This is a genomic window from Rugamonas brunnea, assembly GCF_014042345.1.
GTDB lineage: Bacteria > Pseudomonadota > Gammaproteobacteria > Burkholderiales > Burkholderiaceae_D > Rugamonas > Rugamonas brunnea.
The window spans coordinates 783,223-807,977 of the sequence record NZ_JACEZT010000001.1; the positions used below are offsets into that span (position 1 = coordinate 783,223).

The 24,755-nt window shown below is 66.9% G+C and carries 21 protein-coding genes; 15 read left to right on the plus strand and 6 right to left on the minus strand.

Features of this window, described 5'->3' with window-relative positions:
• Positions 1-124: 124 nt before the first annotated feature.
• Both H3H37_RS03590 and H3H37_RS03595 read left to right on the plus strand, forming a co-directional pair.
• Positions 125-1,210 carry a DUF475 domain-containing protein gene (locus H3H37_RS03590; protein WP_182160220.1) on the plus strand — a complete coding sequence of 362 codons (1,086 nt, stop codon included), beginning with the start codon at positions 125-127 and terminating at the stop codon, positions 1,208-1,210.
• A gap of 62 nt (positions 1,211-1,272) precedes the next feature.
• On the plus strand, positions 1,273-1,644 hold the full coding sequence (locus tag H3H37_RS03595; protein ID WP_182160221.1) for a DUF8785 domain-containing protein: 372 nt from the start codon (positions 1,273-1,275) through the stop codon (positions 1,642-1,644).
• A gap of 99 nt (positions 1,645-1,743) precedes the next feature.
• Here H3H37_RS03595 and H3H37_RS03600 read toward each other — a convergent pair whose 3' ends face one another.
• Both H3H37_RS03600 and H3H37_RS03605 read right to left on the minus strand, forming a co-directional pair.
• Positions 1,744-4,113, minus strand: coding sequence for a coiled-coil domain-containing protein (locus H3H37_RS03600; RefSeq protein ID WP_182160222.1), 2,370 nt, complete (start codon positions 4,111-4,113; stop codon positions 1,744-1,746).
• A gap of 198 nt (positions 4,114-4,311) precedes the next feature.
• On the minus strand, positions 4,312-5,319 hold the full coding sequence (locus tag H3H37_RS03605) for an SrkA family protein kinase (RefSeq protein ID WP_182160223.1): 1,008 nt from the start codon (positions 5,317-5,319) through the stop codon (positions 4,312-4,314).
• Positions 5,320-5,417: 98 nt separating this feature from the next.
• On the opposite strand from H3H37_RS03605, the gene H3H37_RS03610 reads away from it, so the two are divergent.
• Positions 5,418-6,119 (plus strand): UPF0149 family protein, encoded by a 702-nt coding sequence (locus H3H37_RS03610; protein ID WP_182160224.1) that lies wholly within the window; start codon positions 5,418-5,420, stop codon positions 6,117-6,119.
• A 90-nt stretch (positions 6,120-6,209) separates the two neighbouring features.
• Here the strand turns inward: H3H37_RS03610 and H3H37_RS03615 are convergent, their stop codons facing one another.
• Together H3H37_RS03615 and orn are read right to left on the minus strand one after the other, a co-directional pair.
• Positions 6,210-6,995 carry an arylamine N-acetyltransferase family protein gene (locus H3H37_RS03615; RefSeq protein WP_182160225.1) on the minus strand — a complete coding sequence of 262 codons (786 nt, stop codon included), beginning with the start codon at positions 6,993-6,995 and terminating at the stop codon, positions 6,210-6,212.
• Positions 6,996-7,019: 24 nt separating this feature from the next.
• A complete protein-coding gene (orn, locus tag H3H37_RS03620) occupies positions 7,020-7,616 on the minus strand; it encodes an oligoribonuclease (RefSeq protein WP_182160226.1) in 597 nt (198 codons plus the stop codon).
• Positions 7,617-7,663: 47 nt separating this feature from the next.
• Between orn and H3H37_RS03625 the strand changes: the two genes are divergently transcribed.
• The 4 genes from H3H37_RS03625 (at position 7,664) to H3H37_RS03640 (ending at position 10,822) form a co-directional block, all read left to right on the plus strand.
• Positions 7,664-8,929, plus strand: a complete 1,266-nt coding sequence (locus tag H3H37_RS03625) for a M48 family metallopeptidase (protein WP_182160227.1) — start codon at positions 7,664-7,666, stop codon at positions 8,927-8,929.
• The gene (locus H3H37_RS03630) at positions 8,926-9,324 is read left to right on the plus strand and encodes a 4a-hydroxytetrahydrobiopterin dehydratase (protein WP_375539975.1); all 399 of its coding nucleotides are present in this window, start codon (positions 8,926-8,928) and stop codon (positions 9,322-9,324) included. Before H3H37_RS03625 ends, H3H37_RS03630 begins: the two co-directional genes overlap by 4 nt.
• Positions 9,321-10,280: a ribosome small subunit-dependent GTPase A gene (rsgA, locus tag H3H37_RS03635; RefSeq protein WP_182160228.1), complete on the plus strand. Its 960-nt coding sequence runs from the start codon at positions 9,321-9,323 to the stop codon at positions 10,278-10,280. Before H3H37_RS03630 ends, rsgA begins: the two co-directional genes overlap by 4 nt.
• A 104-nt stretch (positions 10,281-10,384) precedes the next feature.
• Entirely contained in the window at positions 10,385-10,822 is a 438-nt protein-coding gene (locus H3H37_RS03640) for a DUF3761 domain-containing protein (RefSeq protein ID WP_182160229.1), read from the plus strand.
• Positions 10,823-10,923: 101 nt separating this feature from the next.
• Here H3H37_RS03640 and H3H37_RS03645 read toward each other — a convergent pair whose 3' ends face one another.
• Together H3H37_RS03645 and H3H37_RS03650 are read right to left on the minus strand one after the other, a co-directional pair.
• On the minus strand, positions 10,924-11,310 hold the full coding sequence (locus tag H3H37_RS03645) for a hypothetical protein (protein WP_182160230.1): 387 nt from the start codon (positions 11,308-11,310) through the stop codon (positions 10,924-10,926).
• 190 nt (positions 11,311-11,500) lie between these two features.
• Entirely contained in the window at positions 11,501-12,403 is a 903-nt protein-coding gene (locus tag H3H37_RS03650) for a LysR substrate-binding domain-containing protein (protein WP_182160231.1), read from the minus strand.
• A gap of 110 nt (positions 12,404-12,513) precedes the next feature.
• Between H3H37_RS03650 and H3H37_RS03655 the strand changes: the two genes are divergently transcribed.
• From H3H37_RS03655 to H3H37_RS03690, 8 genes are all read left to right on the plus strand, one after another.
• On the plus strand, positions 12,514-13,689 hold the full coding sequence (locus tag H3H37_RS03655; protein ID WP_182160232.1) for an MFS transporter: 1,176 nt from the start codon (positions 12,514-12,516) through the stop codon (positions 13,687-13,689).
• Between the two features lie 245 nt (positions 13,690-13,934).
• Positions 13,935-16,766, plus strand: a complete 2,832-nt coding sequence (locus tag H3H37_RS03660; RefSeq protein ID WP_182160233.1) for a sensor histidine kinase — start codon at positions 13,935-13,937, stop codon at positions 16,764-16,766.
• A gap of 153 nt (positions 16,767-16,919) precedes the next feature.
• Complete coding sequence (argF, locus tag H3H37_RS03665) at positions 16,920-17,849, plus strand: ornithine carbamoyltransferase (RefSeq protein WP_182160234.1); 930 nt, start codon at positions 16,920-16,922, stop codon at positions 17,847-17,849.
• Positions 17,850-17,876: 27 nt separating this feature from the next.
• Positions 17,877-19,109, plus strand: a complete 1,233-nt coding sequence (locus tag H3H37_RS03670) for an argininosuccinate synthase (protein WP_182160235.1) — start codon at positions 17,877-17,879, stop codon at positions 19,107-19,109.
• Positions 19,110-19,286: 177 nt separating this feature from the next.
• Positions 19,287-21,098: a methyl-accepting chemotaxis protein gene (locus H3H37_RS03675; RefSeq protein ID WP_182160236.1), complete on the plus strand. Its 1,812-nt coding sequence runs from the start codon at positions 19,287-19,289 to the stop codon at positions 21,096-21,098.
• 30 nt (positions 21,099-21,128) lie between these two features.
• Positions 21,129-22,952 (plus strand): methyl-accepting chemotaxis protein, encoded by a 1,824-nt coding sequence (locus H3H37_RS03680; protein WP_182160237.1) that lies wholly within the window; start codon positions 21,129-21,131, stop codon positions 22,950-22,952.
• A 17-nt stretch (positions 22,953-22,969) separates the two neighbouring features.
• Positions 22,970-23,428 carry a chemotaxis protein CheW gene (locus tag H3H37_RS03685; protein ID WP_182160238.1) on the plus strand — a complete coding sequence of 153 codons (459 nt, stop codon included), beginning with the start codon at positions 22,970-22,972 and terminating at the stop codon, positions 23,426-23,428.
• Positions 23,425-24,753 (plus strand): CheR family methyltransferase, encoded by a 1,329-nt coding sequence (locus H3H37_RS03690; protein ID WP_182160239.1) that lies wholly within the window; start codon positions 23,425-23,427, stop codon positions 24,751-24,753. Before H3H37_RS03685 ends, H3H37_RS03690 begins: the two co-directional genes overlap by 4 nt.
• Positions 24,754-24,755 lie beyond the last annotated feature (2 nt).

Here is a 24,755-nt window from a genome sequence, read left to right on the forward strand (position 1 = left end):
AAAAACGTGGCTTAAGGGTGCCCATCCGGGCGAATTGGCGGCCATTATCGCAGAACGCCATGCTGTCTCGTAAGCAAGTATTATAAAATCGGGCCACGTCCACCCTTGAAAGCCCAGGAAAGCCATGCAGCATTTCAAATTCTCGTTCGCCGTCACCGTCGTGCTGCTGGGCCTGGCGGCCTGGTGGGGCTTCCACCACGACGGCGCGGCCGGGGTGCTGCAAGCTGTGTGGATCGCGGCCGTGCTGGGCGTGATGGAAGTCTCGCTGTCGTTCGACAACGCCGTCGTCAACGCCTCCGTGCTGCGGCACTGGAACCCGTTCTGGCAGCGATTGTTCCTGACGGTGGGCATCGTGGTGGCCGTGTTCGGCATGCGGCTGCTGTTCCCGCTGCTGATCGTCGCCTTCGCCACGGGGCTGGGGCTGGTGGAAGTGTGGCACATGGCCACCACCACGCCCGACGTGTATGCGGCCCACCTGACGGCCTCGCACGGCCAGGTGGCCGCGTTCGGCGGTGCCTTCCTGCTGCTGGTGTTCCTCCACTTCCTGTTCGACGAGGAAAAGGAACTGCACTGGCTGGGCTGGATGGAAAAGAAAATGGGCGAGCACGGCACGGACAGCCTGGCCGTGCTGCTGGCCCTGCTGGCCGTGTTTGCGTGCATGGGCGTGGCCAGCAAGGAAGAACAATTCGGCGTGCTGACGGCCGGCGTGACGGGCGTGGCCACCTACCTCGCCGTGCACTGGATCAGCACGCTGCTGGAGGAAGACCCGCAACCGGAGGACGACAGCGACGCCACGGAGACCGGCGTGGAAGCGGTGGGCGCCGGCGCCGCCGCGCTGGCGCTGTCGGCCGCCACCCGGGGCGGCATCGGCGCCTTCCTGTACCTGGAAGTGCTGGACGCCTCGTTCAGTTTCGACGGCGTGATCGGCGCGTTCGCCATCACCAGCGACGTGGTGGTGATCATGCTGGGGCTGGCCATCGGCGCCATGTTCGTGCGTTCGCTCACCGTGTTCCTGGTGCACAAGGGCACGCTGGACGAATTCGTCTACCTCGAACATGGCGCACATTATGCGATCGGCATCCTGGCGCTGATCATGCTGGCCAGCGTCAAATACGACATCCCCGAGTGGTTCACCGGCTTGTCGGGCGTGGCCTTCATCGCCATTTCGCTGTGGTCGTCCATCCTGTACAAGCGGCGGCGGGAGCGGTGATCGCCGCGCTGGCCGTCCGGTGATAAGATGTCCAACCTTGCTTTAACCCTAACGCGAACTACATGACCACATCCAAACGCATCGTGCTGTCCCTGATCGGCCTGGTGGCCGCCGCTATCCTGCTGTTCTGCGCTTACACCTGGATCACGCTGCACCTGACCTACTCGGAAGGCGAGCGGGCCGGCTTCCTGCAGAAATTCTCCAAGCGGGGCTGGGTGTGCAAGACGTGGGAAGGCGAAATCCTGCTGACCTCGATGCCGGGCGCGATCCCGGAAAAATTCGAATTCAGCGTGCGCGACGACGCCGTGGCCCAGCAACTGCTGGCCGCCACCGGAAAGCGCGTGCTGCTCACCTACGAACAGCACAAAGGCGTGCCCACCGCCTGCTTCGGCGAAACCGAGTACTACATCGCCAAAGTGCAGATCAGCCAGTAACAAAAAGAAAAACCGGGGTCAGGTCATACCGTCACGCAACTTGCGGGCAAGTTGCGTGACGGTATGACCTGACCCCGGTTTTTTGGTGTTTTACTTAGCTTAGCGGGCGCGCCACACGGCGCCGACCGTTTCCACGCCCTGAGTCAGGCGGCCGATAACGTCACGGGCGATGCTGGCCGATTGCTCGCGGTCCTTGCGGGCGCGGGCGGCGTCCAGCGAGGCGACGCGGGCTTGCGCTTCGGCTTGCTGGCATACGCCCTGCTCCGCTTCCACTTTCGCTTGCAGCGCGGCCAGCGCGTTGCGCGCGGCTTGCTGGCGGCGCGTTTCCAGATCCAGCAGTTGACGCTTGGCGGCCGTCATGGCGGCCGTGGTGTCGGCCACCTTGCGCTGCATGGCGGCGTGTTCCATGGCGGCGGCCAGCAAGGCTTGCTGCGCTTGCGCCTTGTCGGCGGCGGCCAGGCGGGCGGCGTGTTCAGCCTGCTCGCGCTGGCGCATCGCCTCCAGTGCGGCCTGCTCCGCTTCGGCGCGGGCGCGCGCTTCGGCGGCCACTTGCTTTTCCGCTTCCAGGCGGCTTGCGATGTTCTTGGTGGCGCGCGCTTCGGCGGCCGTGGCCTGGCGCTGCTGGGCCAGTTTCTGTTCGATCAGTGCCAGCGACTGGCGCTCTGCTTCCACGAATTCGCGCTCGGCCTGCAGCAACGCTTCGGCGGCGGCGGCTTTTTCCTGCTCGACGCGGGCACGCTCGGCCTGCACCACACCCAGCTCCACGGCCAGACGGGCTTGCGCGGTCAGCGCGGTCGCGGCAGCGGCTTTCTGCTCCGCTTCAATCGCGGTCTGCTCAGCCATCATGCGGGCGGCGGTCGTTTCCTGCTCGGCAGCGGCGGCCAGGCGCGCGTCGGCTTCGTGCTGCTGGCGCAGCGCGGCGGCCTGGGCCTGCTCGGCGGCGATGCGGTGCTCGGCGGCGGCCGTGGCGACGCGCTCCGTTTCCATCTTGTCCTTCATGGCGGCCAGCGCTTGCTGTTCGGCGGCGGCGCGGGCCTGCTCGGCGGCCAGCAGTTCGGCGGCGCGGGCGGCGCTCTGTTCGGCCAGGGCCTGGGCCTGGCTTTGCGCTTCCACGTGTTCGGCCAGCAGGGCGATCTCGCGCTGCTCGGCGTCGTTCTGGCTGGCGGCCAGTTCGGCGGCGGCGCGCGTCAGTGCGGCGCGTTCGTCGGCCAGTTGCGCGGCGCGCTGCTGTTCCAGGCTGTCGGCGCGGGCCGCCTCGGCCGCCGCTTCGTCGGCTACCTGACGCAGCTTGATCTGCTCCAGCGCCTGCGCTTCCGCCTCCACCTTGGCAAGGGTTTTCAGTTCCGCTTCCTCCTCGGCCTGCACGCGGGCTTCGGCCACGGTGCGCAGCTGGCGGTCCACTTCGATGCGCGCTTCGGTGGCCTGCAGGATGCGGGCTTCGGCGTCGCGCCGGGCCTGGGCGGTGGTGGTGGCCATCGTTTCCAGCCGTTCGCGCTGCAGGGCGGCATCGCGGATTTCCTTTTCCGTCTGCAGACGCAGATGCAGCGACTGGGCGGCGCTGCGCTGCGATTCGGCCTGGGCCAGCGCGATCTGTTCGCGCTCCTGTTCCAGGTGGGCCAGCGCACGCGCTTCTTCCAGCGCGCGCACTTCGGCGGCGGCGCGGTTGAAGGCCGCTTCCAGAGCGATCTTGTCGGCGCGTTCGCGCTCGATGGTCAGTTCCAGCGCTTCCGCTTCGGCCTTGGCCAGGTTCTCGGCCGCCTGGCGGGCGGCGTGGGCGTGGCGCTCGCGCTCACGTGCCAGCGTGGCCATGCGGGCGTCCGCTTCGGCGATGCCCACCACTTCTTCTTTGGCGGCCTGCACGGCGGCCACGCGCTCGACGGCTTGCAGGCGGGCCTGCTCCGTTTGCGCTTGCAGTTCTTCGGCGGCGCGGGCGGCTTGCGCGGCCAGCTCCGATTCGGCCGCCATCTGTTCGGCGGCGCGCTTGCGGCTTTCTTCCTCGGCGCGGGCGCGCTGTTCGGCGGCCTGGCGGATGGCGTTGTCGGCTTCGACGCGGGCGCGCAGTTCGGCCGTTTCCTGCTTGACGGCGTCCAATCGCGCCACGCTGGCCTGGGCGGCGGCGCGCAGCGATTCGAGGCGGTCGCGGTTGGCGGCGATGGCTTCCTCGGCCGCCTGGGCATTCTGCAGCGCGACGGCGGCGGCGGCGGCGTCCATGGCGGCGCGGTCCTCGGCCAGGGCGCGGGCGCGCGCTTCGGCGTGGGCCCGGCTCTCGGCGGCGCAGGCGGCCTTCGCTTCCGCTTCCACGCGGGCGATGGCTTCCTGGATGGCGCGCATCTCCAGCGCGGCGCGCGGCGGTTGCGCCGGCGTGGCGCTCAACTGGTCCTGTTCACGGGCCGGGGATGCGGCCACATCGTCGGCCGAGAATGCGACGGTGAGATTGGCGCCTTCGCGCTGAGCCAGTTGTGCTTGCATAAGTGTTCTCGCTTTCCGCTGCGTCCCGGCACCAACCGGGACTTCTGAGTTGCCATTATCAAACATGGCCCTGGCCAGCGGAGCGGCGAGCAGAACGGGAAAAACCCGCTAATTCACGCAAATGGATGTGATATCAGATTTGCATCACAGGTTGGTTTCGATATGTTTTTCGACTGGTCACGACAGACCGCCCTGCCCTCACACGGGCCACAAGGGCGGCTCGTCCATCAGCGCGACCTGTTCGCGCAACTCCAGGATGCGGTCCTGCCAGTAACGCTGCGTGTTGAACCATGGGAAAGCAACGGGGAAGGCCGGATCGTCCCAACGCCGCGCCAGCCAGGCCGAGTAATGAATCAACCGCAGCGTGCGCAGCGCTTCCACCAGGTATAACTGGCGCGGGTCGAATTCGCTGAAGTCCTCGTAGCCGGCCAGGATGTCGGCCAGCTGGCGCACCTGCTCGTGGCGCTCGCCCGACAGCATCATCCACAAGTCCTGTACGGCCGGGCCCATCCGGCTGTCGTCGAAGTCGACGAAATGGGGGCCGGCGTCGGTCCACAGCACGTTGCCGCCGTGGCAGTCGCCGTGCAGGCGCAACCGGGCCACCGTACCGGCCCGCTCGTAGCAACGGCGCACGCCGTCCAGCGCCTGGTCGATCACGCTGGTGTAGGCGGCCAGCAGTTCGGGCGGGATGAAGCCATTGGCCAGCAGGTAGTCGCGCGGTTCGATGCCGAAGGTGTCGATATCGAGGCTGGGCCGCTCGGTGTAGGGCTGGAGCGCGCCGACGGCGTGGATGCGGCCGATGAAGCGGCCCGTCCATTCCAGCACGGCCGGGTCGCCCAGCTCGGGCGCGCGGCCGCCGTGGCGTGCGAACACGGCGAAGCGGAAACCCTGGTAATGGTGCAGCGTGGCGCCATCCAGCGCCAGCGCCGGCACCACCGGGATTTCGCGCTCGGCCAGTTCGGCCGTGAACGCGTGTTCCTCCAGGATGGCGGCGTCGCTCCAGCGCGCAGGCCGGTAGAACTTGGCCACCAGCGGCGCGCCGTCCTCGATGCCGACCTGGTAGACGCGGTTTTCGTAACTGTTCAGCGCCAGCAGGCGGCCGTCGCCACGCAGGCCCACGCTGTCGAGCGCATCGAGCACGCAATCCGGGCTCAGGTCGGAAAAAGGATGGTGGGCGCGGGCGCCGGAAAGATCGTCGGTATGCATGGCGCCATTGTACGTGGCCGCCGCCAACACGTGGGAAGTGGGCATCGCCGGCCGCGCAGCGTATACTGTCGCCTTCAACCCCATAAAAAGAGCTAACTATGCAACTCGATCAGCCACTGAGCGAAAAAGAATTCAACGAACTCGATAACTTCCTGCTGTCGGACCGCGCGCCCGAAGACGCGATGACGATGGACACCCTGCACGGCTTCCTGACGGCCATCGCGATCGGCCCGGAAACCATCATGCCGGCCGAATGGCTGCCCAAGATCTGGGGCCAGGATGGCAAGGACGTGCCCAAGTTCAAGAACGCCAAGGAAGAGGAACGCATCGTCAACCTGATCATGCGCTTCATGAACGAGGTGCTGGTGACGTTCGAAGTGGCACCCAAGGAATTCGAACCGCTGTTCGTCGAGCACGAGCACGAAGGCCAGACCCTGATCGACGCCGAGGCGTGGTGCTGGGGCTTCTGGGAAGGCATGGAAATGCGCCCCGGTTCGTGGGACGAGATCTGGGATTCGGAAGTGGGCGATCTGATGCGCCCGATCTACCTGCTGGGCGCGGACGAGATCGAGGAAGAGGAATTGCCGTTGGTGGAAGACCCCGTGCTGGCGCACAAGCTGGCGCTGGAACTGGAAGCGAACCTGCCGGCCATCCACAAGTTCTGGGTGCCGCGCCGCAAAGCGCCCGTCACCACGGTCAAGCGCGAGGAGCCGAAAGTGGGCCGCAACGACGACTGCCCTTGCGGCAGCGGCAAGAAGTACAAGAAGTGCCACGGCGCGGCTGACGCGGCCGCCGAGTAAGCATTGAAGTAAACGTCGAAGATATCAGCCCGCGCGTGCGGGCCGATCACAGCGGGCGGCGCAGCATGCCGCGCCCCCGCCCGCCTTGCCTCAGGCCGTCGCGCCGGAGGATGGCAACGTCAGCCCAAACACCTCGCGCACCACGACCGCCCGCTCCTCGGGCCCCATGCTGCGCTGCTCGACCACCCCACGGGTGATGGTCTTGAGCGTGTCGCCCAACAAAATCGAACGGCCATCGGCGCGGTGCTGCACCAGCAGCAGCGTCTTGACGAAGATCGATTCGGGATGGGTGGAGTTCAGGTAGTTGGCCGGCATGAAGTCGATCCACTCCTGCTGCGACAGGTCGAAGCCGAACTGGTTCATCCACTCCCCGCCCACGCGCGCCTGCACGAGGAATTCGCGCTCGTTCGGCTTGCTCAGCATGAACACATCGTCATCCTGCACCAGCTCCGTGTCGAGCAGGTCGAGCCGGACCGGCGCACGGATGCCGTAGCTGCCGAAGCCGAGGTCGCACAGCCACTGCACGCCGTCGAGCGTGACGACGATGACCATGTGGGTGCGCGGCCGGCGAGCCGGATAGAACATGGGGCGGGCCGCCACCAGTTGGTAGGGCACGCCCAGCGCCTGCAGCGCCATGGCGAAGATGCCATTGACTTCGTAGCAATAACCGCCGCGGCGGCGGGCCACGATCTTGTCCACGATCTCCTCCGGCACCAGCGACACGATCTTGCCGGCCTGGACATCAAGGTTCTCGAACGGCACCGTGAACAATTGGCGCCGCATCATGGCCGTGACCGTGGCCAGGTCGGCCCTGGCCTCGCCCGTGTAACCGATGCGGTCCAGGTAATCCTGCAATACGAAGTTCTCTGCTTGCATGGCGCTCCTTGGGTGAAGGTCCGCTTACAGCTTGATGAAGTGCTCGCGGTAGTATTTGAGTTCTTCGATCGACTCGATGATGTCGGCCATGGCCGTGTGCTTCTGGTGCTTCTTGAAGCCGGACACGATCTCGGGCTTCCAGCGCTTGCACAGTTCCTTCAGCGTGGACACATCGACGTTCCGATAGTGGAAGAACGCTTCCAGCTTGGGCATGTAGCGTACCATGAAGCGGCGATCCTGGCCGATGGTGTTGCCGCACATGGGCGACTTGCCGGCCGGTACCCACTGCTTGAGGAAGGCGATCAGGTCGGCTTCGGCCTGCGCTTCCGTCACGGTGGAGGCCTTGACGCGCTCGGTCAGGCCGGAACGGCCGTGGGTGCCCTTGTTCCAGGCATCCATCTTGTCCAGCGTCTCGTCGCTCTGGTGGATGGCGAACACGGGGCCCTCGGCCAGCACGTTCAGGTGCATGTCGGTGACGACCACGGCCACTTCGATGATACGGTCGGTATCCGGCTCCAGGCCCGTCATTTCCATGTCCACCCACACCAGGTTGAGTTCATTCGGACGCTGGGGCGCAGGGGCGACACCTTGGGTTGCTGCGAAGTCGGTAGCTTGTGACATAATTCTCTCTTGGCGAAATCAATCCGCCATTTTCTCACAGGCCCAGCATGTATTCACTCGCGTTTTCGATTTTGTTTGTCTCCCTCCTCATTTTGACGCTGCTGGTGCGCTTCTGGCTCGCCTCGCGCCATATCCGCCACGTGCTGCGCCACCGCGCCGCCGTGCCGGCCGAATTCGCGCAAACCATCCCGCTGGCAGCCCATCAGAAAGCGGCCGACTACACGGTCGCCAAGACGAAATTCGGCCTGCTGGGCCTGATGATCAACACCCTGGTGCTGATCGGCTTCACGCTGCTGGGCGGCCTGCAATGGCTGTCCGTGGCCGTGTTCCAGCACACCGGTCCCGGCATGACCTACCAGCTGGCCCTGATGGCCGGCTTCGCCCTCATCACGGGCCTGATCGACCTGCCGTTCGACTACTACAAACAATTCGGCATGGAGCAGCGTTTCGGTTTCAACAAGATGACGCCCGGCCTGTTCTTCGCCGACCTGCTCAAGGGCGTGGCGCTGGGCGCCGTGATCGGCCTGCCGCTGGTGTGGGTGGTGCTGACCCTGATGGCCAAGGCCGGCAACCTGTGGTGGCTGTATGCGTGGTTCGTGTGGAGCGGCTTCCAGTTGCTGATGATGGTGTTGTTCCCGACCGTGATCGCCCCCCTGTTCAACAAGTTCACGCCGCTGGCCGACGAAGCGCTCAAGGCGCGCATCGAAGGCTTGATGGCGCGCGTGGGCTTCGCCTCCAAGGGCCTGTTCGTGATGGACGGCTCCAAGCGCAGCGCGCACGGCAACGCCTACTTCTCCGGCTTCGGCGCCAACAAGCGCATCGTGTTCTTCGACACCCTGCTGGCCCGCCTGGCGCCGCAGGAAATCGAGGCGGTGCTGGCGCACGAACTGGGCCACTTCAAGCTCAAACACATCATCAAGCGCATCGCCATCATGTTCGCCGTGTCGCTGGCTTTCCTGGCGCTGCTGGGCTACCTGAAAAACCAGCTGTGGTTCTACACGGGCCTGGGCGTGGACCCGCTGCTGCTGCCGGGCCAGAACAACGACGCCATGGTGCTGCTGCTGTTTATGCTGGTGCTGCCCGTGTTCACCTTCCTGCTGGGGCCATTGATGTCGCTTAGCTCGCGCAAGCATGAATTCGAGGCGGACGCCTTCGCGGCCCGTCACACGGACGCCAACGACCTGGTGACGGCACTGGTCAAGATGTACGAGGACAACGCCTCCACGCTGACGCCCGATCCGCTGCACTCGGCGTTCTACGATTCGCACCCGCCGGCCAGCGTGCGCATCCGTCACCTGAAGCTGGCGGCATGATGGAGCACGTCCTGCTCACCACGGCCGACCTGCTGCAGGCCCGCTGCGCCCACACGACCGCCGCGCTGGACGAGGCCGACGTCACCCGCCTGCTGGCCCAGATTCCGGGCTGGCGCCTGGAGGAAGGCCGGCTGTGCCGCGACTTCCCGCACGCCGATTATTACCGCACCATGGCCTTCGTCAACGCGCTGGCCTGGCTCAGCCACAACGAAGACCACCACCCTGAATTGACCGTGACCTACAACAACTGCCGGGTACGCTACCACACGCATTCCGTCAACGGCGGACGCGGCGGCCTGTCCCACAACGATTTCATTTGCGCGGCCAAGGCCAGCGCGCTGGCGCAACAGGCGCCGCAGGACCAGCCATTGAAGGACAAGGCGGTGCAGGCATGAGCCGCCGCAGCCCCGCCAAGAGCAACAGCGGCTCCAGCAATACCAGCAACACCGGCAACAGCGCCAGCCACGCCACCATCATCGCCGCCCACGGCCGCCACTACCTGGCCGACGCGGACGGCTTGCGGCTGCAATGCGTCACGCGCGGCAAGAAGACCAACGTGGCCGTGGGCGACCGGGTGCGCATCACGCTGACCTCGTCCGACCAGGGCGTGATCGACAGCATCGATGAGCGCGACACGCTGCTGTACCGCTCCGACCAGTACAAATCGAAACTGCTGGCGGCCAATGTGAGCCAGTTGTTCATCGTGGTGGCCACGGAACCGGGGTTTTCCGACGACCTCGTCTCGCGCGCGCTGGTGGCGGCCGAGGCGGCCGGCATCACGGTCCGCCTGATCCTCAACAAGACCGACGTGACGGAATCGCTGGCCAAGACGCGCGAGCGCTTGCAGCCTTACGCGGCGCTCGGTTATCCCGTGCATGAAGTGTCGGCCAAGGGCCGTCCCGAGGACACCGTGGCCACGCTCACGCCGCTACTGGCGGGGCAATCGTCGATCCTGATCGGTCAGTCCGGCATGGGCAAATCGTCGTTGATCAACCTGCTGGTGCCGGACGCCGACATCGCCGTGCGCGAAATCTCGGCCGCGCTCGACACGGGCAAGCACACCACCACCTTCACGCGCCTGTACCAGTTGCCGGCGCTGGGCGCCGGCTCGTCCATCATCGACTCGCCCGGCTTCCAGGAATTCGGTTTATACCATTTGAGCGAAGGCATGCTGGAACGGGCCTTCGTGGAATTCGCGCCCTATCTCGGCCACTGCAAGTTCTACAACTGCCGCCATCTGACCGAGCCGCAATGCGCCGTGCTGGCCGCCGTGGAGGAAGGCAAGATCGCGCGCATGCGCCATACGCTGTACGGGCAGTTGCTGCACGAGTCGTCGCAGACTTTGTATTGACCGTGCGGGCGGGACGCCCGCTTTTCCCCATCACTTTCCAACGTTTCGAAATTGAAATACTATCGAAACACGCACGTATTTCCGTGTCTGCTGGGGAGTAGGTCATGAAAAAAATTCTGCTTTCGGTCGTCCTCGTTTCCTCGTTCTCATGCGTCGCCTTTGCGCAAATCGCACCCGCCGCCGCGCCGGTCAGTGCGGTTTGCAAGGACGGGACAAGCTACAGCGGTGCCACCATGAAAGGCGCGTGCCGCGGACATGGTGGTGTGGACAAGAAAGCCGCTGCGGCGCCGTCTGCATCGGCTTCCGCGTCCGCGCCGGCGGCGCCAGCAGCACCAGCAATGAAGCCGGCAGCATCGGCGCCGCCAGCCCAGCCGGCGGCCGGCGGTGGTGCGGGCAAGGTGTGGGTCAATTCCTCATCGAAGGTGTATCACTGCCAAGGCGACCGCTACTACGGCAAGACCAAGAGCGGTGAATACATGAGCGAATCGGACGCACAGGCCAAAGGCTACCGTGGCGACCACGGCAAGGCGTGCGCCAAATAACGCCATCGTCGCGCCATAGCGGGCCAGCATCGTCCGGCGATCTTCGGCGATGCTGGCCGGCGTACTCGCACCGGTTCACGCACCGGCTAATTCAGGCCAGCTCAGGCGAGCTTTTCCTTCAGGAATGCGGCGATATAAGGCGTCGCGGCGGCTGCCACGGTCGAGGCCGTGGAAGGGTCGATGCCCATGCGCTCCGCCAACGCCGCCGTCACCTTGCCGGTCAGGATGCCCTCGCCGCCTTCCACCAGCGAATGGAAGAAGCCGTCGCCGCGCACCAGTCCCGCCGCGAACGCGGCAAAGAAATTACGCCCCGTATGTTCGACCGATGCGCCGGCCTGTTCTTCAACGTGAGCGTGGGTCACATCGACCGCGTGGCTCAGCATCTGCTGGGCATCGTCGGCGCTGATGCCCTGCGCCGCCAGCGCCTGGCTCGCTTGCGCGCCATGGTCAGAGGCCAAAAATTCCGAGAATAGTTGTTGCGCATCCATAGAACACCCTCCTGTTGAAGTGAGCGCTGGCGACAGCCTGACCAGGTGCGACGAAGCTGAGCAAGATGATGGCTTGCGCATCGCCAACTTTTTATGCGCGGCGCCACGCAAGGCGGCAGACGCGACTGTCAGATTAACTAGTTCTGATTCGCATTGTCAACAACGGCTAACGGACGCGCCGGCGGCCAGCTCAGCTCTCAAACGCCTGCTTGCCCAGCGCCTCGACCACGTGGTCCACAAAGCAGGTGATGCGCGCGGCCAGCGCCGTGTTGCGGTAGTAGACCGCGTTGACGGGCTGGCGCACGTCCAGCGTCTGCCGGACCAACAACGGCACCAGGCGGCCCTCGCGCCTGTCCTCGCGCGTCATGAAGTCCGACAGGCAGACGATGCCCAGCCCCGCCAGCGCCATGTGGCGCAAGGTCTCGCCGCTGGACGAGGAGATCGTGGGCCGGATGCGCAGCGTGTCGCCATCGGCGTCCCGCAGCGGCCAATCGTTCAGGGTTTCAGGTTGGGTAAAGCCCAGCAAGGCGTGCTGGGCCAGTTGTCCCACCTTGGCCGGCGTACCGTGGCGCGCCAGATAGGCCGGACTGGCCAGCACCCGGACCCGGCTCGCGCCCACCGGACGCGCATGCAGGGTGGAATCCTTCAGCGCGCCGATGCGGAACGCCACGTCGGTGCGCTTTTCGATCAGGTCCGTGATCCCTTCGTTCGAATGCAGTTCCAGCTCCACCTCGGGGTAGCGCGCGCGAAAACCATCGAGCAGCGGCACCAGCACGTGCAGCATGAACGGCGTGGCCGCGTCGATCCGCAAGCGGCCGGCAGGACGCAGGCGGCGTGCCGCCATCTGCTCCTCGGCCAGGTCGACCGAGGCCAGGATGGCGCGCGCATGCTGCAGGAAGGTGGCGCCTTCCTCGGTCAGTTCCAGCCGGCGCGTCGTGCGGCGCAACAAGGTCGTCTGCAGCTTTTCCTCCAGCCTCCCCAACGCGCGGCTGGTGGCCGAGATGGTCAGCCCGAGCGACTCCGAGGCGGCCGTCAGCGAACCCGTATCGACCACGGTGACAAAGGCCAGCAACTCGTCGAAGGTGGTTTTCATATTTGAATAAAAATCAAATGAGTTTAGCAGATACCTGGCTTAATCTTCAAAAGTCACCAAGCTACACTGCGAGCCTTCCACCAACTCGTTGTCCCTCAGGAGTAAGCGTAATGAAACCCTCTGCCACCCTGCTCGCGCTCGCGACCGGCGCGTTCGCCATCGGCACCACCGAATTCACCCCCATGGGACTGTTGCCCGTGATCGCGGACGGCGTGCACGTGAGCATCCCCACGGCCGGCATGCTGGTGTCGGCCTACGCGATCGGCGTGATGGCCGGCGCGCCCGTGATGACCTTGCTGTTCAGCCGCCTGGGCAAGCGCGCGGCGCTGATGGCGCTGATGGCCATTTTCACCATCGGCAACGTGCTTTCGGCCTGCGCGCCCGGCTACGCCACGCTCTTGCTGTCGCGCCTGATCACCAGCCTCAACCACGGTGCCTTCTTCGGCCTGGGCGCCGTGGTGGCGGCCAGCGTGGTGCCGCGCGAGAAACAGGCCAGCGCCATCGCCGCCATGTTCACGGGATTGACGGTGGCCAATATCGGCGGCGTGCCGGCCGCCACCTGGCTCGGACAGCAAGTGGGCTGGCGCCTCGCGTTCGGCGCCACCGCCATGCTGGGCCTGCTCACCATCGCCGCGCTGGCGCTGGCCTTGCCCAAGGGGGAGCCCGGCGCGCGTCCCGACGTGCGGCGCGAACTGCGCGTGCTGACCCGTCCCGCAGTACTGTTCGCGATGGGCACCACGGTGCTCGGCTCGGGCGCCATGTTCGCGCTCTACACCTATGTCGCGCCGATGCTGGCCACCATCACGCACGCCAGTCCCGGTTTTGTCGCCTTGGCGCTGGTGCTGATCGGCATCGGCTTCACGCTGGGTAACAGCCTGGGCGGCAAGCTGGCCGACTGGTCGCTCGAAGGCGCCACCAAATGCATGCTGGCCGCGCTGGCGCTGATCATGGCCGTGCTGCCACTGGCGCTCGCCACCAAAACCGGCGCCGCCATCGCCCTCGTGGCCTGGGGCGCGGCTGCGTTCGGCATCGTGCCGCCGGTGCAGATGCGGGTGATGCAGGCAGCGGCCCAGGCGCCCGGCCTGGCCTCGTCCGTCAACATCGGCGCCTTCAACCTCGGCAACGCGCTGGGCGCGGCGCTGGGCGGCGCCGTGATCAGCCAGGGCTACGGTTATGCGGCCGTGCCGCTGGTGGGTGCGGCGCTGGCGGCCGCCGGCCTGCTGCTGGTGTGGCTGGGCGCGGCCCACGGCCGTGCCGGCGCCGCGGCTTCCTCTGCTGCCATTTGAGAGAGGAAGCGGGACCGAACAGAGAAATGCAATAATTGCAACTCAACCGGTGATAATGGCCGGGCAAAGGATAAGCAACGGATGCGCATCTGAAGCGCAACCAACGCGCAGCCGGCGCAAAAAAATATCGCTGTTGCCGGATGCGCACACGCCGCCACTCGGTATTACAATGTCCAGAGAAATGCTCTAAGGCAATGAATTGGCGCCGGCCCACTGGCGCCAGCCCCACCGGTCCGAGGTAGACGATGGAAATGTTCGCGGTCGACGAAGCGGTAGCGCAATGGGAAGTGGCCCTGCTGCCCCTACGCGGCCCGGCGCGCCTGTCGCCGCTGCTGCGGCTGGCCTGGCACCTGCGCCAGCGCGACCCGGCCCGCGCCGCCGCCCTGGCCGACGAGGCTGAAATCCTCTTACCCGGCGCCGGCCCGGAACTGTCCCGCGCCGGCCTGGCGCGGCTGCAACTGGTGCGCGGCGAGAGCCTGTGGTTGCAGGGCGAGCTCGATGGCGCGCAAGCGCTGGCCGACGCCGCCCATGCCACCCTGGGCACCCTGGACGATGCGGCCGGCTGCGCCGACGCCCACTGGCTGCGGGCCTGGATCGCCATCGACCGCGGCGACCACCAGCGCTGCGACGACGAATTGCAGCTGGCCCTGGCGGCGTCCCGGCGCGCCGGCGACACGACGCGCGCCATCGTGATGGAGGCCACCATGGCCCGCTGGGACGTGCTGCGCGACGCGCGCGCTGCCCAGCAACGCTGGTCCGCGCGCCTGGAGCAGCTGCGCCCCGGGGCGCCACCGGCGGCGGCAGCCTGGATCAGCGACTTCCTCGGCCTGTCCGCCAGCCTGCTAAGCCAGTTCGGCACGGCCGCCAGCCACTACATCCAATGCTACGAGGCAGCCCTGGGCACGGGCCAGGTGCGCGCCGCCATCACGGCCGCCACCAACATCGGCGAAGACTTCACCAACCTGAACGACCACCATGCGGCGCTCGAATGGATGCAGTGCGCACTCGACCTGGCCCGGCCCACGCGCTGGCCGCGCAGCGTGGGCGCATGCATGATGCACACGGCCGACACCATGCGCCGCCTGGGCCGGCTGGACGCGGCCGAGGAACTGCTGGAGGAAGCGCTGGTCATCCTGGCGCCGCTGTCGGGCGCGCGCAGCTACGCCGTGGCGCTGCTATACCTGGGCGAACTGGCGCTCGACCAGGGCCACTACGAGCGCGCGCTGGCCACCTTCGGCCAGCTCGAACAACGGGCCGACGCCTTGCAGCAGGCCGACTTCCAGACCGTGGCCCGCCGTGGCCAGGCGCACGCCCTGTGCTTCCTCGGCCAGGGTGAGGCGGCCCTGGCGACGGCGCAGCAAGCCGTGGCGCTGGCCGCCGCCCAGGCCAACGCCTACCACCACATCGCCGCGCTGCGCGTGCTGTCGCTGATCCACACCGAGCACCGGCTGCCCGCGCCGGACGGCATGACCGAGCAGAACGCCACCCTGCACTACCTGCACCAGGCGCTGGCGGTGGCCTCCACCATCGACGGCTACACCCTGCCCGGCGACCTGCTCGACGCGCTGGCGCGCGAATACGCCAACGTGGGCAACTACGCCCAGGCCTACGAATCGGCGCTGGCGGCCAGCGCGGCGCGCGACAAGACCCACAGCCAGGAGGCGACCAACCGCGCCATCGCCATGCAGGTGCACCACCAGACCGAGCACGCGCGGGCCGAGGGCCAGCACCACCGCGAGCTGGCCGCTTCCGAGGCGCGCCGGGCCGAGGTGCTGCAACAGACCAGCGACACGCTGGAGCGCCTGTCGGCCATCGGCCAGGAGATCACCACCCACCTCGACGCGCAAGCCGTGTTCCAGGCGCTGGACCGTCACGTGCAGGCGCTGCTGCCGGCCGACACCTTCGCCGTCTACCTGACCGATGCGGGCGGCGCGTCGCTGAGCCGCGCGTTCGGGGTGGAAGCGGGCCGGCCGCTGGCCATCAACACCATCGCGCTCGACCATCCGCACGCCCATTCCGTGCGCAGCCTGCGCGAGCGGCGCGAGGTCTACATCGAGCACGTGCCCAGCGAAACCAACAACACGCTCACGCCCGGCACGCTGGCCAGCATGTCGGCCCTGTTCGCGCCCATGCTGGTGGGAGAACGGGCACTGGGCGTGATGACGGTGCAGGCCATGCGCCCGTGCGCGTACGGCGAACGCGAACGGCTGATCTTCCGCACCCTGTGCGCCTATGGCGCCATCGCCATCGACAACGCCCTGGCCTACCGCCAGCTCAAGGATGCCCAGGCGCAGCTGCTGTCGCAGGAGAAGCTGGCCGCGCTGGGGTCCCTGATGGCCGGCGTGGCGCACGAACTGAATACGCCGATCGGCAACAGCCTGCTGATCGCCAGCACGCTGGCGCAGAAGACGGAGGAGCTGGAACGGCGCATGAACGGCCCCGGCCTGCGCCGCTCCGACCTGGGCGCCTACGTGACGGATGCGAAAAAGGCGTCGGAACTGGTGATGCGGGGCCTGACCAGCGCGGCCGACCTGGTCAACAGTTTCAAGCAGGTGGCGGTCGACCGCACCACCGAGCAGCGCCGCACGTTCAACCTGCACCAGGTCACGCACGAACTGGTGGCCACCATGATGAACCGCATCCGCGCCTCCAACCACAAGATCGAATCGGAGGTGCCCGAGCACATCGCGCTCGACAGCTACCCCGGCCCGTTCGGCCAGGTGATCGCCAATTTCATCAACAACGCCCTGCTGCACGCGTTCGGACGCGAGCAGCAGGGCCGCATGTGGCTGCGCGCGGCCACGCCGGCCGAGGGCCGGGTGCTGGTCACATTCGGCGACAACGGCGGCGGCATCGCGCCCGAGCACCTGTCGCGCATCTTCGACCCGTTCTTCACGACCAAGCTGGGCCAGGGCGGCAGCGGGCTGGGCTTGTCGATCAGTTACAACATCGTCACTTCCCTGCTCGGTGGCCAGATCAGCGTGGCCAGCGGCGCCGACGGCACCGTGTTCACGCTCGACCTGCCGCTCACGGCGCCCCAGCACGACGCCGCCAGCGCCCAGCGCATCTATCACTGAGCGGTGGCCGGCCCCACGCCGCCGCCCAACCTGTATAGACAGCATAATCTGCCACCGTTAGACCGTTACACCAAATTCCCTTTATAATGGATCGGCTGTGCTGGCCGCCCAGGGCACACCGCCCCGCGCCCACGCCCCCAATTCGTTGTGACTATGTCTATCCAAAAACCGATCAAACACTATCTGCAGTTTTCCGACTTTACGCTGGCCGAATACGAGTACGTCATCGAGCGGGCGCACCTGATCAAACGGAAATTCAAGAACTACGAGATCTACCATCCGCTGATCGACCGCACGCTGGTGATGGTGTTCGAGAAGAATTCGACCCGCACCCGGCTGTCGTTCGAAGCCGGCATGCACCAGCTGGGCGGCGCCGCCATCTACCTGAACACGCGCGACTCGCAACTGGGCCGCGGCGAGCCGGTGGAGGACGCGGGCCAGGTCATGAGCCGCATGTGCGACATCATCATGGTGCGCACCTTCGGCCAGGACATCATCGAACGTTTCGCCGCCAACTCGCGCGTGCCGGTGATCAACGGCCTGACCAATGAACACCACCCGTGCCAGGTGTTCGCCGACATCTTCACCTACTACGAGCACCGCGGCCCGATCGCCGGCAAGACCGTGGCCTGGATCGGCGACGCCAACAACATGCTGTACTCGTGGCTGCAAGCGGCCGAAGTGTTCGGCTTCCACGTCAACGTGTCCACGCCCAAGGGCTACGACATGGACATGTCGCTGGTCTCGACCGACCGCTACACCTTCTTCGCCAACCCGTCCGACGCCTGCGAGGGCGCGCACCTGGTCAACACCGACGTGTGGACCAGCATGGGTTACGAGGCCGAGAACGCGGCCCGCATCGCCGCCTTCGACGGCTGGATCGTGGACGCGGCCAAGATGGCGCGCGCCGCGCCGGACGCGCTGTTCATGCACTGCCTGCCGGCCCACCGCGGCGAGGAAGTGGCGGCCGAAGTGATCGACGGCCCGCAGTCGGTGGTGTGGGACGAGGCCGAGAACCGCCTGCACATCCAGAAGGCGCTGATCGAATACCTGCTGCTGGGCCGCCTGGACAGCAAAGAATAACCGTAGAACCGTAGATTGGAATCGAAAATGAGCGACATCAAAAAAGTAGTGCTGGCCTATTCGGGCGGCCTCGACACCTCCGTCATCCTCAAGTGGCTGCAGGATAACTACCAGTGTGAAATCGTCACCTTCACGGCCGACCTGGGCCAGGGCGAGGAACTGGAACCGGCCCGCGCCAAGGCGCTCAAGTTCGGCATCAAGCCCGAGAACATCTACATCAACGACGTGCGCGAAGAGTTCGTGCGCGACTTCGTGTTCCCCATGTTCCGCGCCAACACCGTGTACGAGGGCGAATACCTGCTGGGCACCTCGATCGCCCGTCCGCTGATCGCCAAGCGCCTGATCGAGATCGCCAACGAAACCGGCGCCGACGCCATCTCGCACGGCGCCACCGGCAAGGGCAACGACCAGGTCCGCTTCGAGCTGGGCGCCTACGCGCTGAAACCGGGCGTGAAGATCATCGCCCCGTGGCGTGAATGGGACCTGCTGTCGCGCGAAAAACTGCTGAAGTACGCGGAAGACGCCGGCATCGAGATCGACATGAAGCACAAGAACGGCGGCGCGCCCTACTCGATGGACGCCAACCTGCTGCACATCTCGTTCGAAGGCCGCCACCTGGAAAACCCCAGCGCGGAAGCGGAAGAAACGATGTGGCGCTGGACCGTCAGCCCGGAAGCGGCGCCCGACACCCCGGAATACCTGGACATCGAATACGAGAAAGGCGACATCGTGGCCCTGAACGGCGTGCGCCTGTCGCCGGCCGCCGTGCTGACCGAGCTGAACCGCCTGGGCGGCAAGCACGGCATCGGCCGCCTGGACCTGGTCGAGAACCGCTACGTGGGCATGAAGTCGCGCGGCTGCTATGAAACGCCGGGCGGCACCATCATGCTGAAGGCGCACCGCGCCATCGAATCGATCACGCTGGACCGCGAAGTGGCGCACCTGAAGGACGACCTGATGCCGCGCTACGCTTCGATGATCTACAACGGCTACTGGTGGGCGCCCGAGCGCGTCGCGCTGCAGACCCTGATCGACCATACCCAATCGACCGTCAACGGCTGGGTGCGCGTCAAGCTGTACAAGGGCAATGTGATCGTCGTGTCGCGCGACTCCAAGACCGACTCCCTGTTTGATATGAACATCGCCACCTTCGACGAAGACGGCGGCGCCTACAACCAGGCCGACGCCGGCGGCTTCATCAAGCTGAACGCGCTGCGCATGCGCATCGCCGCGAACGCCCGCCTCAAGCGCGGCCAGTAAGGGACCACGCCACCAGGCAGCGGGCGCCATGCGCGCCCGCCACCACGGGCCGCTATCACAGCGGCCCGTTTTTTTTGGGGGCGCCGCACGCGCCCGCGCCGCAACACGCCCCTCGCGCCGCGCACGGCAAAATGTTACATTGCCATCATCTTCCCCCAGCCGCGCACCGGAGCCACCGTGACCAAAGACCTGAGCATCAAAAGCAAACTGTACCTGGGCTTTGCCGCCATCCTGGGCCTGATCCTGGTCCTGCTGATCATGGCCTACACCAACTTCCAGCGCCTGTCCGACGCCAGCCGCTGGGACCGCCACACGCTGGAAGTGCTGCACGAGAGCGACAAGGTGGACATCCTCGCGCTGGAAATCCAGGTCAACGAACGCGGGTATCTGCTCACCGGCGAACAGCGTTTTCGCGACAGCGCGGGCAACGAGGCGCAACTGCGCCAACACCTCGACAAGCTGCGCACGCTGACCGCCGACAATCCGGTCCAGCAGGAGCGCATCACCCGGCTGGCCAAGCTGTTCGACAGCTGGCTGGCCGAGGTGGTGCAACCGGTCGTGGCGCGCCGCGCCGAGGCCGACAAGAGCGGCGCCGGGCTGGACCTGAAACAGATCGCGCCCCTGATCGCCGCCGGCTTCAGCCATGTGAGCGCCATCGAAGGGCTGCTGGCCGAGATCGGCGGCGAGGAAGAAAAGCTGCTGGCCGTGCGCGCCCGTGAATCGTCGCAGCTGCAGCAGAGCATGCAGCTGACGCTGACGGCCGGCGGCGTGCTGTGTGTGGCGCTCGCCTTCCTGGTGGCGTGGCTGCTGGCGCGCGCCGTGCTCGATCCGCTGGCGCGCCTGATCCAGGCCGTGGGCGCCATCGCGGCCGGCCAGGCCGGCGTGCGGGCCGACGCCAGCGGCAAGGACGAATACAGCGAAGTGGGCCGCGAATTCAACCGCATGGCGCAAGCCGTGGAGGACAACCAGGCGCGCGAACTGGCCACCACCAACGCGCTGCGCGCCAAGGTGGACGCGCTGCTGGCCGTGGTCTCCAAGGCCGCCGCCGGCGATTTGACGGGCCAGGTCAGCGTCACCGGCGAGGACGCCGTGGGCCAGCTCGGTCACGGCATTGCCACCATGCTGGCCAACCTGCGCGCCCTGATCAACAACGTGCAGAAGGCCGGCATCCAGGTCGCCAGCTCGGCCACGGAAATCGCCGCCTCGGCCCGCCAGCAGGAGGCGACCGGCATGGAGCAGGCCCAGACCAGCGTCGAGATCCTGTCCACCACCAAGGAAATCTCGGCCAACACCAGCGCCCTGCTCAAGACCATGGAGCAGGCCACCGCCGTGGCCGACTACACCACCAGCGCCACCGCCGACGCCCAATCCAACCTGCAGCGCATGGACGGCACCATGCAGCACATGGTGGCCGCCACCGATTCCATCAACGCCAAGCTGGCCGCGCTGTCGGAAAAGGCCAGCAACATCAACAGCGTGCTGGTGACCATCACCAAGGTGGCCGACCAGACCAACATCCTGTCGCTGAACGCGGCCATCGAGGCCGAAAAGGCCGGCGAGGCGGGGCGCGGCTTCTCCGTGGTGGCCACCGAGATCCGCCGGCTGGCCGACCAGACTTCCGTCTCCACCTGGGACATCGAGCAGATGCTCAAGGAGATGCAGTCGGCTGTTTCGGCCAGCGTGATGGGCATGGACAAATTCTCCGAGGAGATCCGGCGCAGCGTGGGCGAAGTACGGCAGGTGACGGACCAGTTGTCGGGCGTGATGGACCAGGTGGGCAAGCTGGCGCCCCAGTTCGACGCCGTGTTGCAGGGCATGCAGTCGCAGGCCGTGGGCGCCGAGCAGATCTCGGGCACCATGGCCCAGCTCAACGACGCTACCCAGCAGACCGTGGAATCGCTGAAGGCGACCAGCGAGGCCGTGCGCCAGCTGCAGTACGCGGCCGGCGACCTGCAGTCCAGCGTGGCCAGTTTCGCCCTCGCAGCCTGAGATGGCGCCGTCCCCTTCCTGGAGCAATGCATGCTGAGCAAACTGAGCGACCTGAGCATCCGCAACAAACTGTATATCAGCGTGGGCGCCATCGTCGCCATCGTCCTGGTGCTGCTGGCCACGGCCTATGTTAATTTTGTCCGCCTGGCTGAAGCGAGCCGGCTCGACCGGCACTCGATGGAAGTGCTGCAGGCACTGGACCGGTTGCACACGGACCTGCTGCAAGTGCAGGTGGAAGCGCGCGGCTACTACCTGACGGGCGCCGAACAGCGGCTGGTGCGCACCAACGCGGAACGGGCCGACCTGCCCGCCTCGGTGCAGCGGCTGCGCGCCCTGACGGCGGATAACCCCAGCCAGCAAGCCCACCTGGGCCAATTCGAAACCTCGCTGCAAACCTGGCTCAGGGATGTGCTGGAACCGCAACTGGAACGGCGCCGCGCGCTGGGCGAGCGGCCCGATGCTGCGTTCACCATCGCCCGCATGCCGGAACTGGCACACGGCAGTCCCCTCACCGCCAGCCTGAACCAGTTGCTCGACAATGCCCGCGCCGAGGAGAAGCGCCTGCTGGGCGAGCGCTCGCAAGACGCGGCCCGCCAGCAGCACGCGATGCTGCTGGTGCTGACGCTGGGCGGCCTGGTCAGCCTGGCGTTGTCCATGCTGGTGGCCTGGCTGCTGGCGCGCGCCCTGCTGACGCCACTGCGCGGGTTAACGGCGGCCGTGGGCCGCATCGCGGCCGGCCAGTCGGACGCGCGCGCGCCCGTGCTGGGACACGATGAACTGGGCCAGGTGACCGAGGAATTCAACCGCATGGCGCAAGCCGTGGAGGACAACCAGGCGCGCGAACTGGCCACCACCAACGCGCTGCGCGCCAAGGTGGACGCATTGCTGGCCGTGGTCTCCAAGGCCGCCGCCGGCGATTTGACGGGACAGGTCAGCGTCACCGGCGAAGACGCCGTGGGCCAGCTCGGCCACGGCATCGCCACCATGCTGGCCAACCTGCGCGCCCTGATCAACAACGTGCAGAAGGCCGGCATCCAGGTCGCCAGCTCGGCCACGGAAATCGCCGCCTCGGCCCGCCAGCAGGAAGCGACGGGCATGGAGCAGGCCCAGACCAGCGTCGAGATCCTGTCCACCACCAAGGAAATCTCGGCCAACACCAGCGCCCTGCTCAAGACCATGGAGCAGGCCACCGCCGTGGCCGACTACACCACCAGCGCCACCGCCGACGCCCAATCCAACCTGCAGCGCATGGACGGCACCATGCAGCACATGGTGGCCGCCACCGATTCCATCAACGCCAAGCTGGCCGCGCTGTCGGAAAAGGCCAGCAACATCAACAGCGTGCTGGTGACCATCACCAAGGTGGCCGACCAGACCAACATCCTGTCGCTGAACGCGGCCATCGAGGCCGAGAAGGCCGGCGAGGCCGGTCGTGGCTTCTCCGTGGTGGCCACCGAGATCCGCCGGCTGGCCGACCAGACCTCCGTCTCTACCTGGGACATCGAGCAGATGCTCAAGGAGATGCAATCGGCCGTCTCGGCCAGCGTGATGGGCATGGACAAATTCTCCGAGGAGATCCGGCGCAGCGTGGGCGAAGTGCGGCAGGTGACGGACCAGTTGTCGGGCGTGATGGACCAGGTGGGCAAGCTGGCGCCCCAGTTCGACGCCGTGTTGCAGGGCATGCAGTCGCAGGCCGTGGGCGCCGAGCAGATCTCGGGCACCATGGCCCAGCTCAACGACGCCACCCAGCAGACCGTGGAATCGCTAAAGGCGACCAGCGAGGCCGTGCGCCAGTTGCAATACGCGGCCGGTGACCTGCAGTCGGGTGTGGGCAGCTTCACGCTGGCGGCATAGGACCGGGGCGCGCGACGATGAAACAACTGCTCTTTCACATCGGCGCCGACCGCTACGCACTGCGCCTGCGCGACGTGGTGCGGGTGCTGCCGCTGCTCGAACTGAAACGGCTGCCGCTGGCGCCGGACGCCGTGGCCGGCCTGATGGACTTCCACGGCCAGTCCGTGCCCGTGATCGATGTGAGCCTGATGGCCGGCATGGCGCCGGGCCGCCAGCATTTCGACACCCGCATCCTGCTGGTCCACTACCACGGCCCGGATGGCGCCGCCCACCTGCTCGGTTTGCTGGCCGAACGGGTGCTGGGCATCGCCGACGTGGATGCGGCCATGCTGGCCGACAGCGGCGTGCGCGCCGCGCCCTTCCTCGGCCAGGTAGCCAGCGACACCGCCGGCATCGTGCAACTGGTGGAGCCGGACCAGCTGCTGTCGCCCGAACTGCGCGCCATCCTGTTCCAGCCGGAGGCCGCCGCGTCATGAACGTGCAAACCATCCTGCGCCAGGCGACTGGTCTGAACCTGTCGAAGTCGGTGGCCGAGCGGGCCATGGCCAGCCGCATGGAACGGCTGGGCGTGGCCGAGCGCGAAGCCTACCTGGCCGCCCTGTCGCCGGATGAACTGACGCAACTGGTGGAGCTGGTGGTGGTGCCGGAGTCATGGCTGTTCCGCGACCCGGTGGCGTTCCAGGCCGCCGTGGTCCACGTCAAGGCGCGCTTGTCGGACGCGCAGTCCGGCACCATCGCTCGCATCCTGTCGGTGCCGTGCGCGGGCGGCGAGGAACCGTATTCGATGGCCATGGCGCTCAGCGACGCCGGCGTAGACCCCGAGCGCTACACCATCGACGCGTGGGACATCAGCCCCGTGTGCGTGGCGCGCGCGCAGGCCGGCGTCTACGGGCGCAACGCGTTCCGCAGCGACGACCTGCGTTTTCGCGAGCGCCACTTCACGCGCACGGGCGATGAGGAATACACGATCAGCGACGCCTTGCGCGGCAAGGTGCGCTTTCGCCAGGGCAGCCTGTTCGCGCTCGACGCGGGCCGGCTGCCGAAATACGACGTCATCTTCTGCCGCAACCTGCTGATCTATTTCGACAAGCCCACCACCCGGGATGCCGCCGTCCGCCTGAGTGCCCTGCTGGCCGATGACGGGTTGCTGTTCGCCGGCTATGCGGAAGTGCCGGCGTTCTGCCAGCACGGCTTCGCGCCGCTGCAGTTCCCGCGCGCCTTCGGCCTGAAAAAAGAAGGCGCCGCGCCACCGCCATCGGCGCCCGGTAAGGCGCCTGTCCCGGCGCCGGGCATGCCATCGGCCGCGATGCCTCGCACACAGGCTCCGCAGGCGCACAGCGCAGCGAAGGCGAGCGTGCCATCGGCCACTAAACAGTCAGGCGCAGCGCGGGCCACCGGGGCAGCGCCCGCGACCAAGACCGCGACCACACGCGCGTATGCGCAGGGCGCGCCGGCCGCAGCGACGCCGCCGACGGCTTCCACCGCCACGGCCACGCTGCTGGAGCAGGCCCGCAAGCTGGCCGACCAGGGCCGCTTCGCGGAAGCGGAAAACGCCTGCCAGACCTGCCTGGCGCAAACGCCCGACGCGGCCGACGCGTATTTCATCCTGGGCCTGCTGAACGAACAGGCCGGCCAACTGGAGAAGGCGGAGCAGCACTGGCGGCGCTGCATCTACCTGCGCCCTGACCATTACGAAGCGCTGTGCCACCTGGCCCTGCTGGCCGAGCACAATCGCGACCCGGGCGCCGCCGCGCTGAAGGCCCGCGCGGCGCGCGTCTACCAGCGCCAGCAGGCGTCCTGAAG

What these genes read in the sequence shown, in the direction of transcription:
- H3H37_RS03680 (WP_182160237.1), top strand. Translation starts at nt 21,129, where the DNA reads ATGCTGAGCAAACTGAGCGACCTGAGCATCCGCAACAAACTGTATATC.
- H3H37_RS03610 (WP_182160224.1), top strand. Translation starts at nt 5,418, where the DNA reads ATGCAACTCGATCAGCCACTGAGCGAAAAAGAATTCAACGAACTCGAT.
- rsgA (WP_182160228.1), top strand. Translation starts at nt 9,321, where the DNA reads ATGAGCCGCCGCAGCCCCGCCAAGAGCAACAGCGGCTCCAGCAATACC.
- H3H37_RS03640 (WP_182160229.1), top strand. Translation starts at nt 10,385, where the DNA reads ATGAAAAAAATTCTGCTTTCGGTCGTCCTCGTTTCCTCGTTCTCATGC.
- H3H37_RS03660 (WP_182160233.1), top strand. Translation starts at nt 13,935, where the DNA reads ATGGAAATGTTCGCGGTCGACGAAGCGGTAGCGCAATGGGAAGTGGCC.
- orn (WP_182160226.1), bottom strand. Translation starts at nt 7,616, where the DNA reads ATGTCACAAGCTACCGACTTCGCAGCAACCCAAGGTGTCGCCCCTGCG.
- H3H37_RS03655 (WP_182160232.1), top strand. Translation starts at nt 12,514, where the DNA reads ATGAAACCCTCTGCCACCCTGCTCGCGCTCGCGACCGGCGCGTTCGCC.
- argF (WP_182160234.1), top strand. Translation starts at nt 16,920, where the DNA reads ATGTCTATCCAAAAACCGATCAAACACTATCTGCAGTTTTCCGACTTT.
- H3H37_RS03590 (WP_182160220.1), top strand. Translation starts at nt 125, where the DNA reads ATGCAGCATTTCAAATTCTCGTTCGCCGTCACCGTCGTGCTGCTGGGC.
- H3H37_RS03645 (WP_182160230.1), bottom strand. Translation starts at nt 11,310, where the DNA reads ATGGATGCGCAACAACTATTCTCGGAATTTTTGGCCTCTGACCATGGC.
- H3H37_RS03670 (WP_182160235.1), top strand. Translation starts at nt 17,877, where the DNA reads ATGAGCGACATCAAAAAAGTAGTGCTGGCCTATTCGGGCGGCCTCGAC.
- H3H37_RS03650 (WP_182160231.1), bottom strand. Translation starts at nt 12,403, where the DNA reads ATGAAAACCACCTTCGACGAGTTGCTGGCCTTTGTCACCGTGGTCGAT.
- H3H37_RS03685 (WP_182160238.1), top strand. Translation starts at nt 22,970, where the DNA reads ATGAAACAACTGCTCTTTCACATCGGCGCCGACCGCTACGCACTGCGC.
- H3H37_RS03615 (WP_182160225.1), bottom strand. Translation starts at nt 6,995, where the DNA reads ATGCAAGCAGAGAACTTCGTATTGCAGGATTACCTGGACCGCATCGGT.
- H3H37_RS03625 (WP_182160227.1), top strand. Translation starts at nt 7,664, where the DNA reads ATGTATTCACTCGCGTTTTCGATTTTGTTTGTCTCCCTCCTCATTTTG.
- H3H37_RS03630 (WP_375539975.1), top strand. Translation starts at nt 8,926, where the DNA reads ATGATGGAGCACGTCCTGCTCACCACGGCCGACCTGCTGCAGGCCCGC.
- H3H37_RS03690 (WP_182160239.1), top strand. Translation starts at nt 23,425, where the DNA reads ATGAACGTGCAAACCATCCTGCGCCAGGCGACTGGTCTGAACCTGTCG.
- H3H37_RS03595 (WP_182160221.1), top strand. Translation starts at nt 1,273, where the DNA reads ATGACCACATCCAAACGCATCGTGCTGTCCCTGATCGGCCTGGTGGCC.
- H3H37_RS03600 (WP_182160222.1), bottom strand. Translation starts at nt 4,113, where the DNA reads ATGCAAGCACAACTGGCTCAGCGCGAAGGCGCCAATCTCACCGTCGCA.
- H3H37_RS03605 (WP_182160223.1), bottom strand. Translation starts at nt 5,319, where the DNA reads ATGCATACCGACGATCTTTCCGGCGCCCGCGCCCACCATCCTTTTTCC.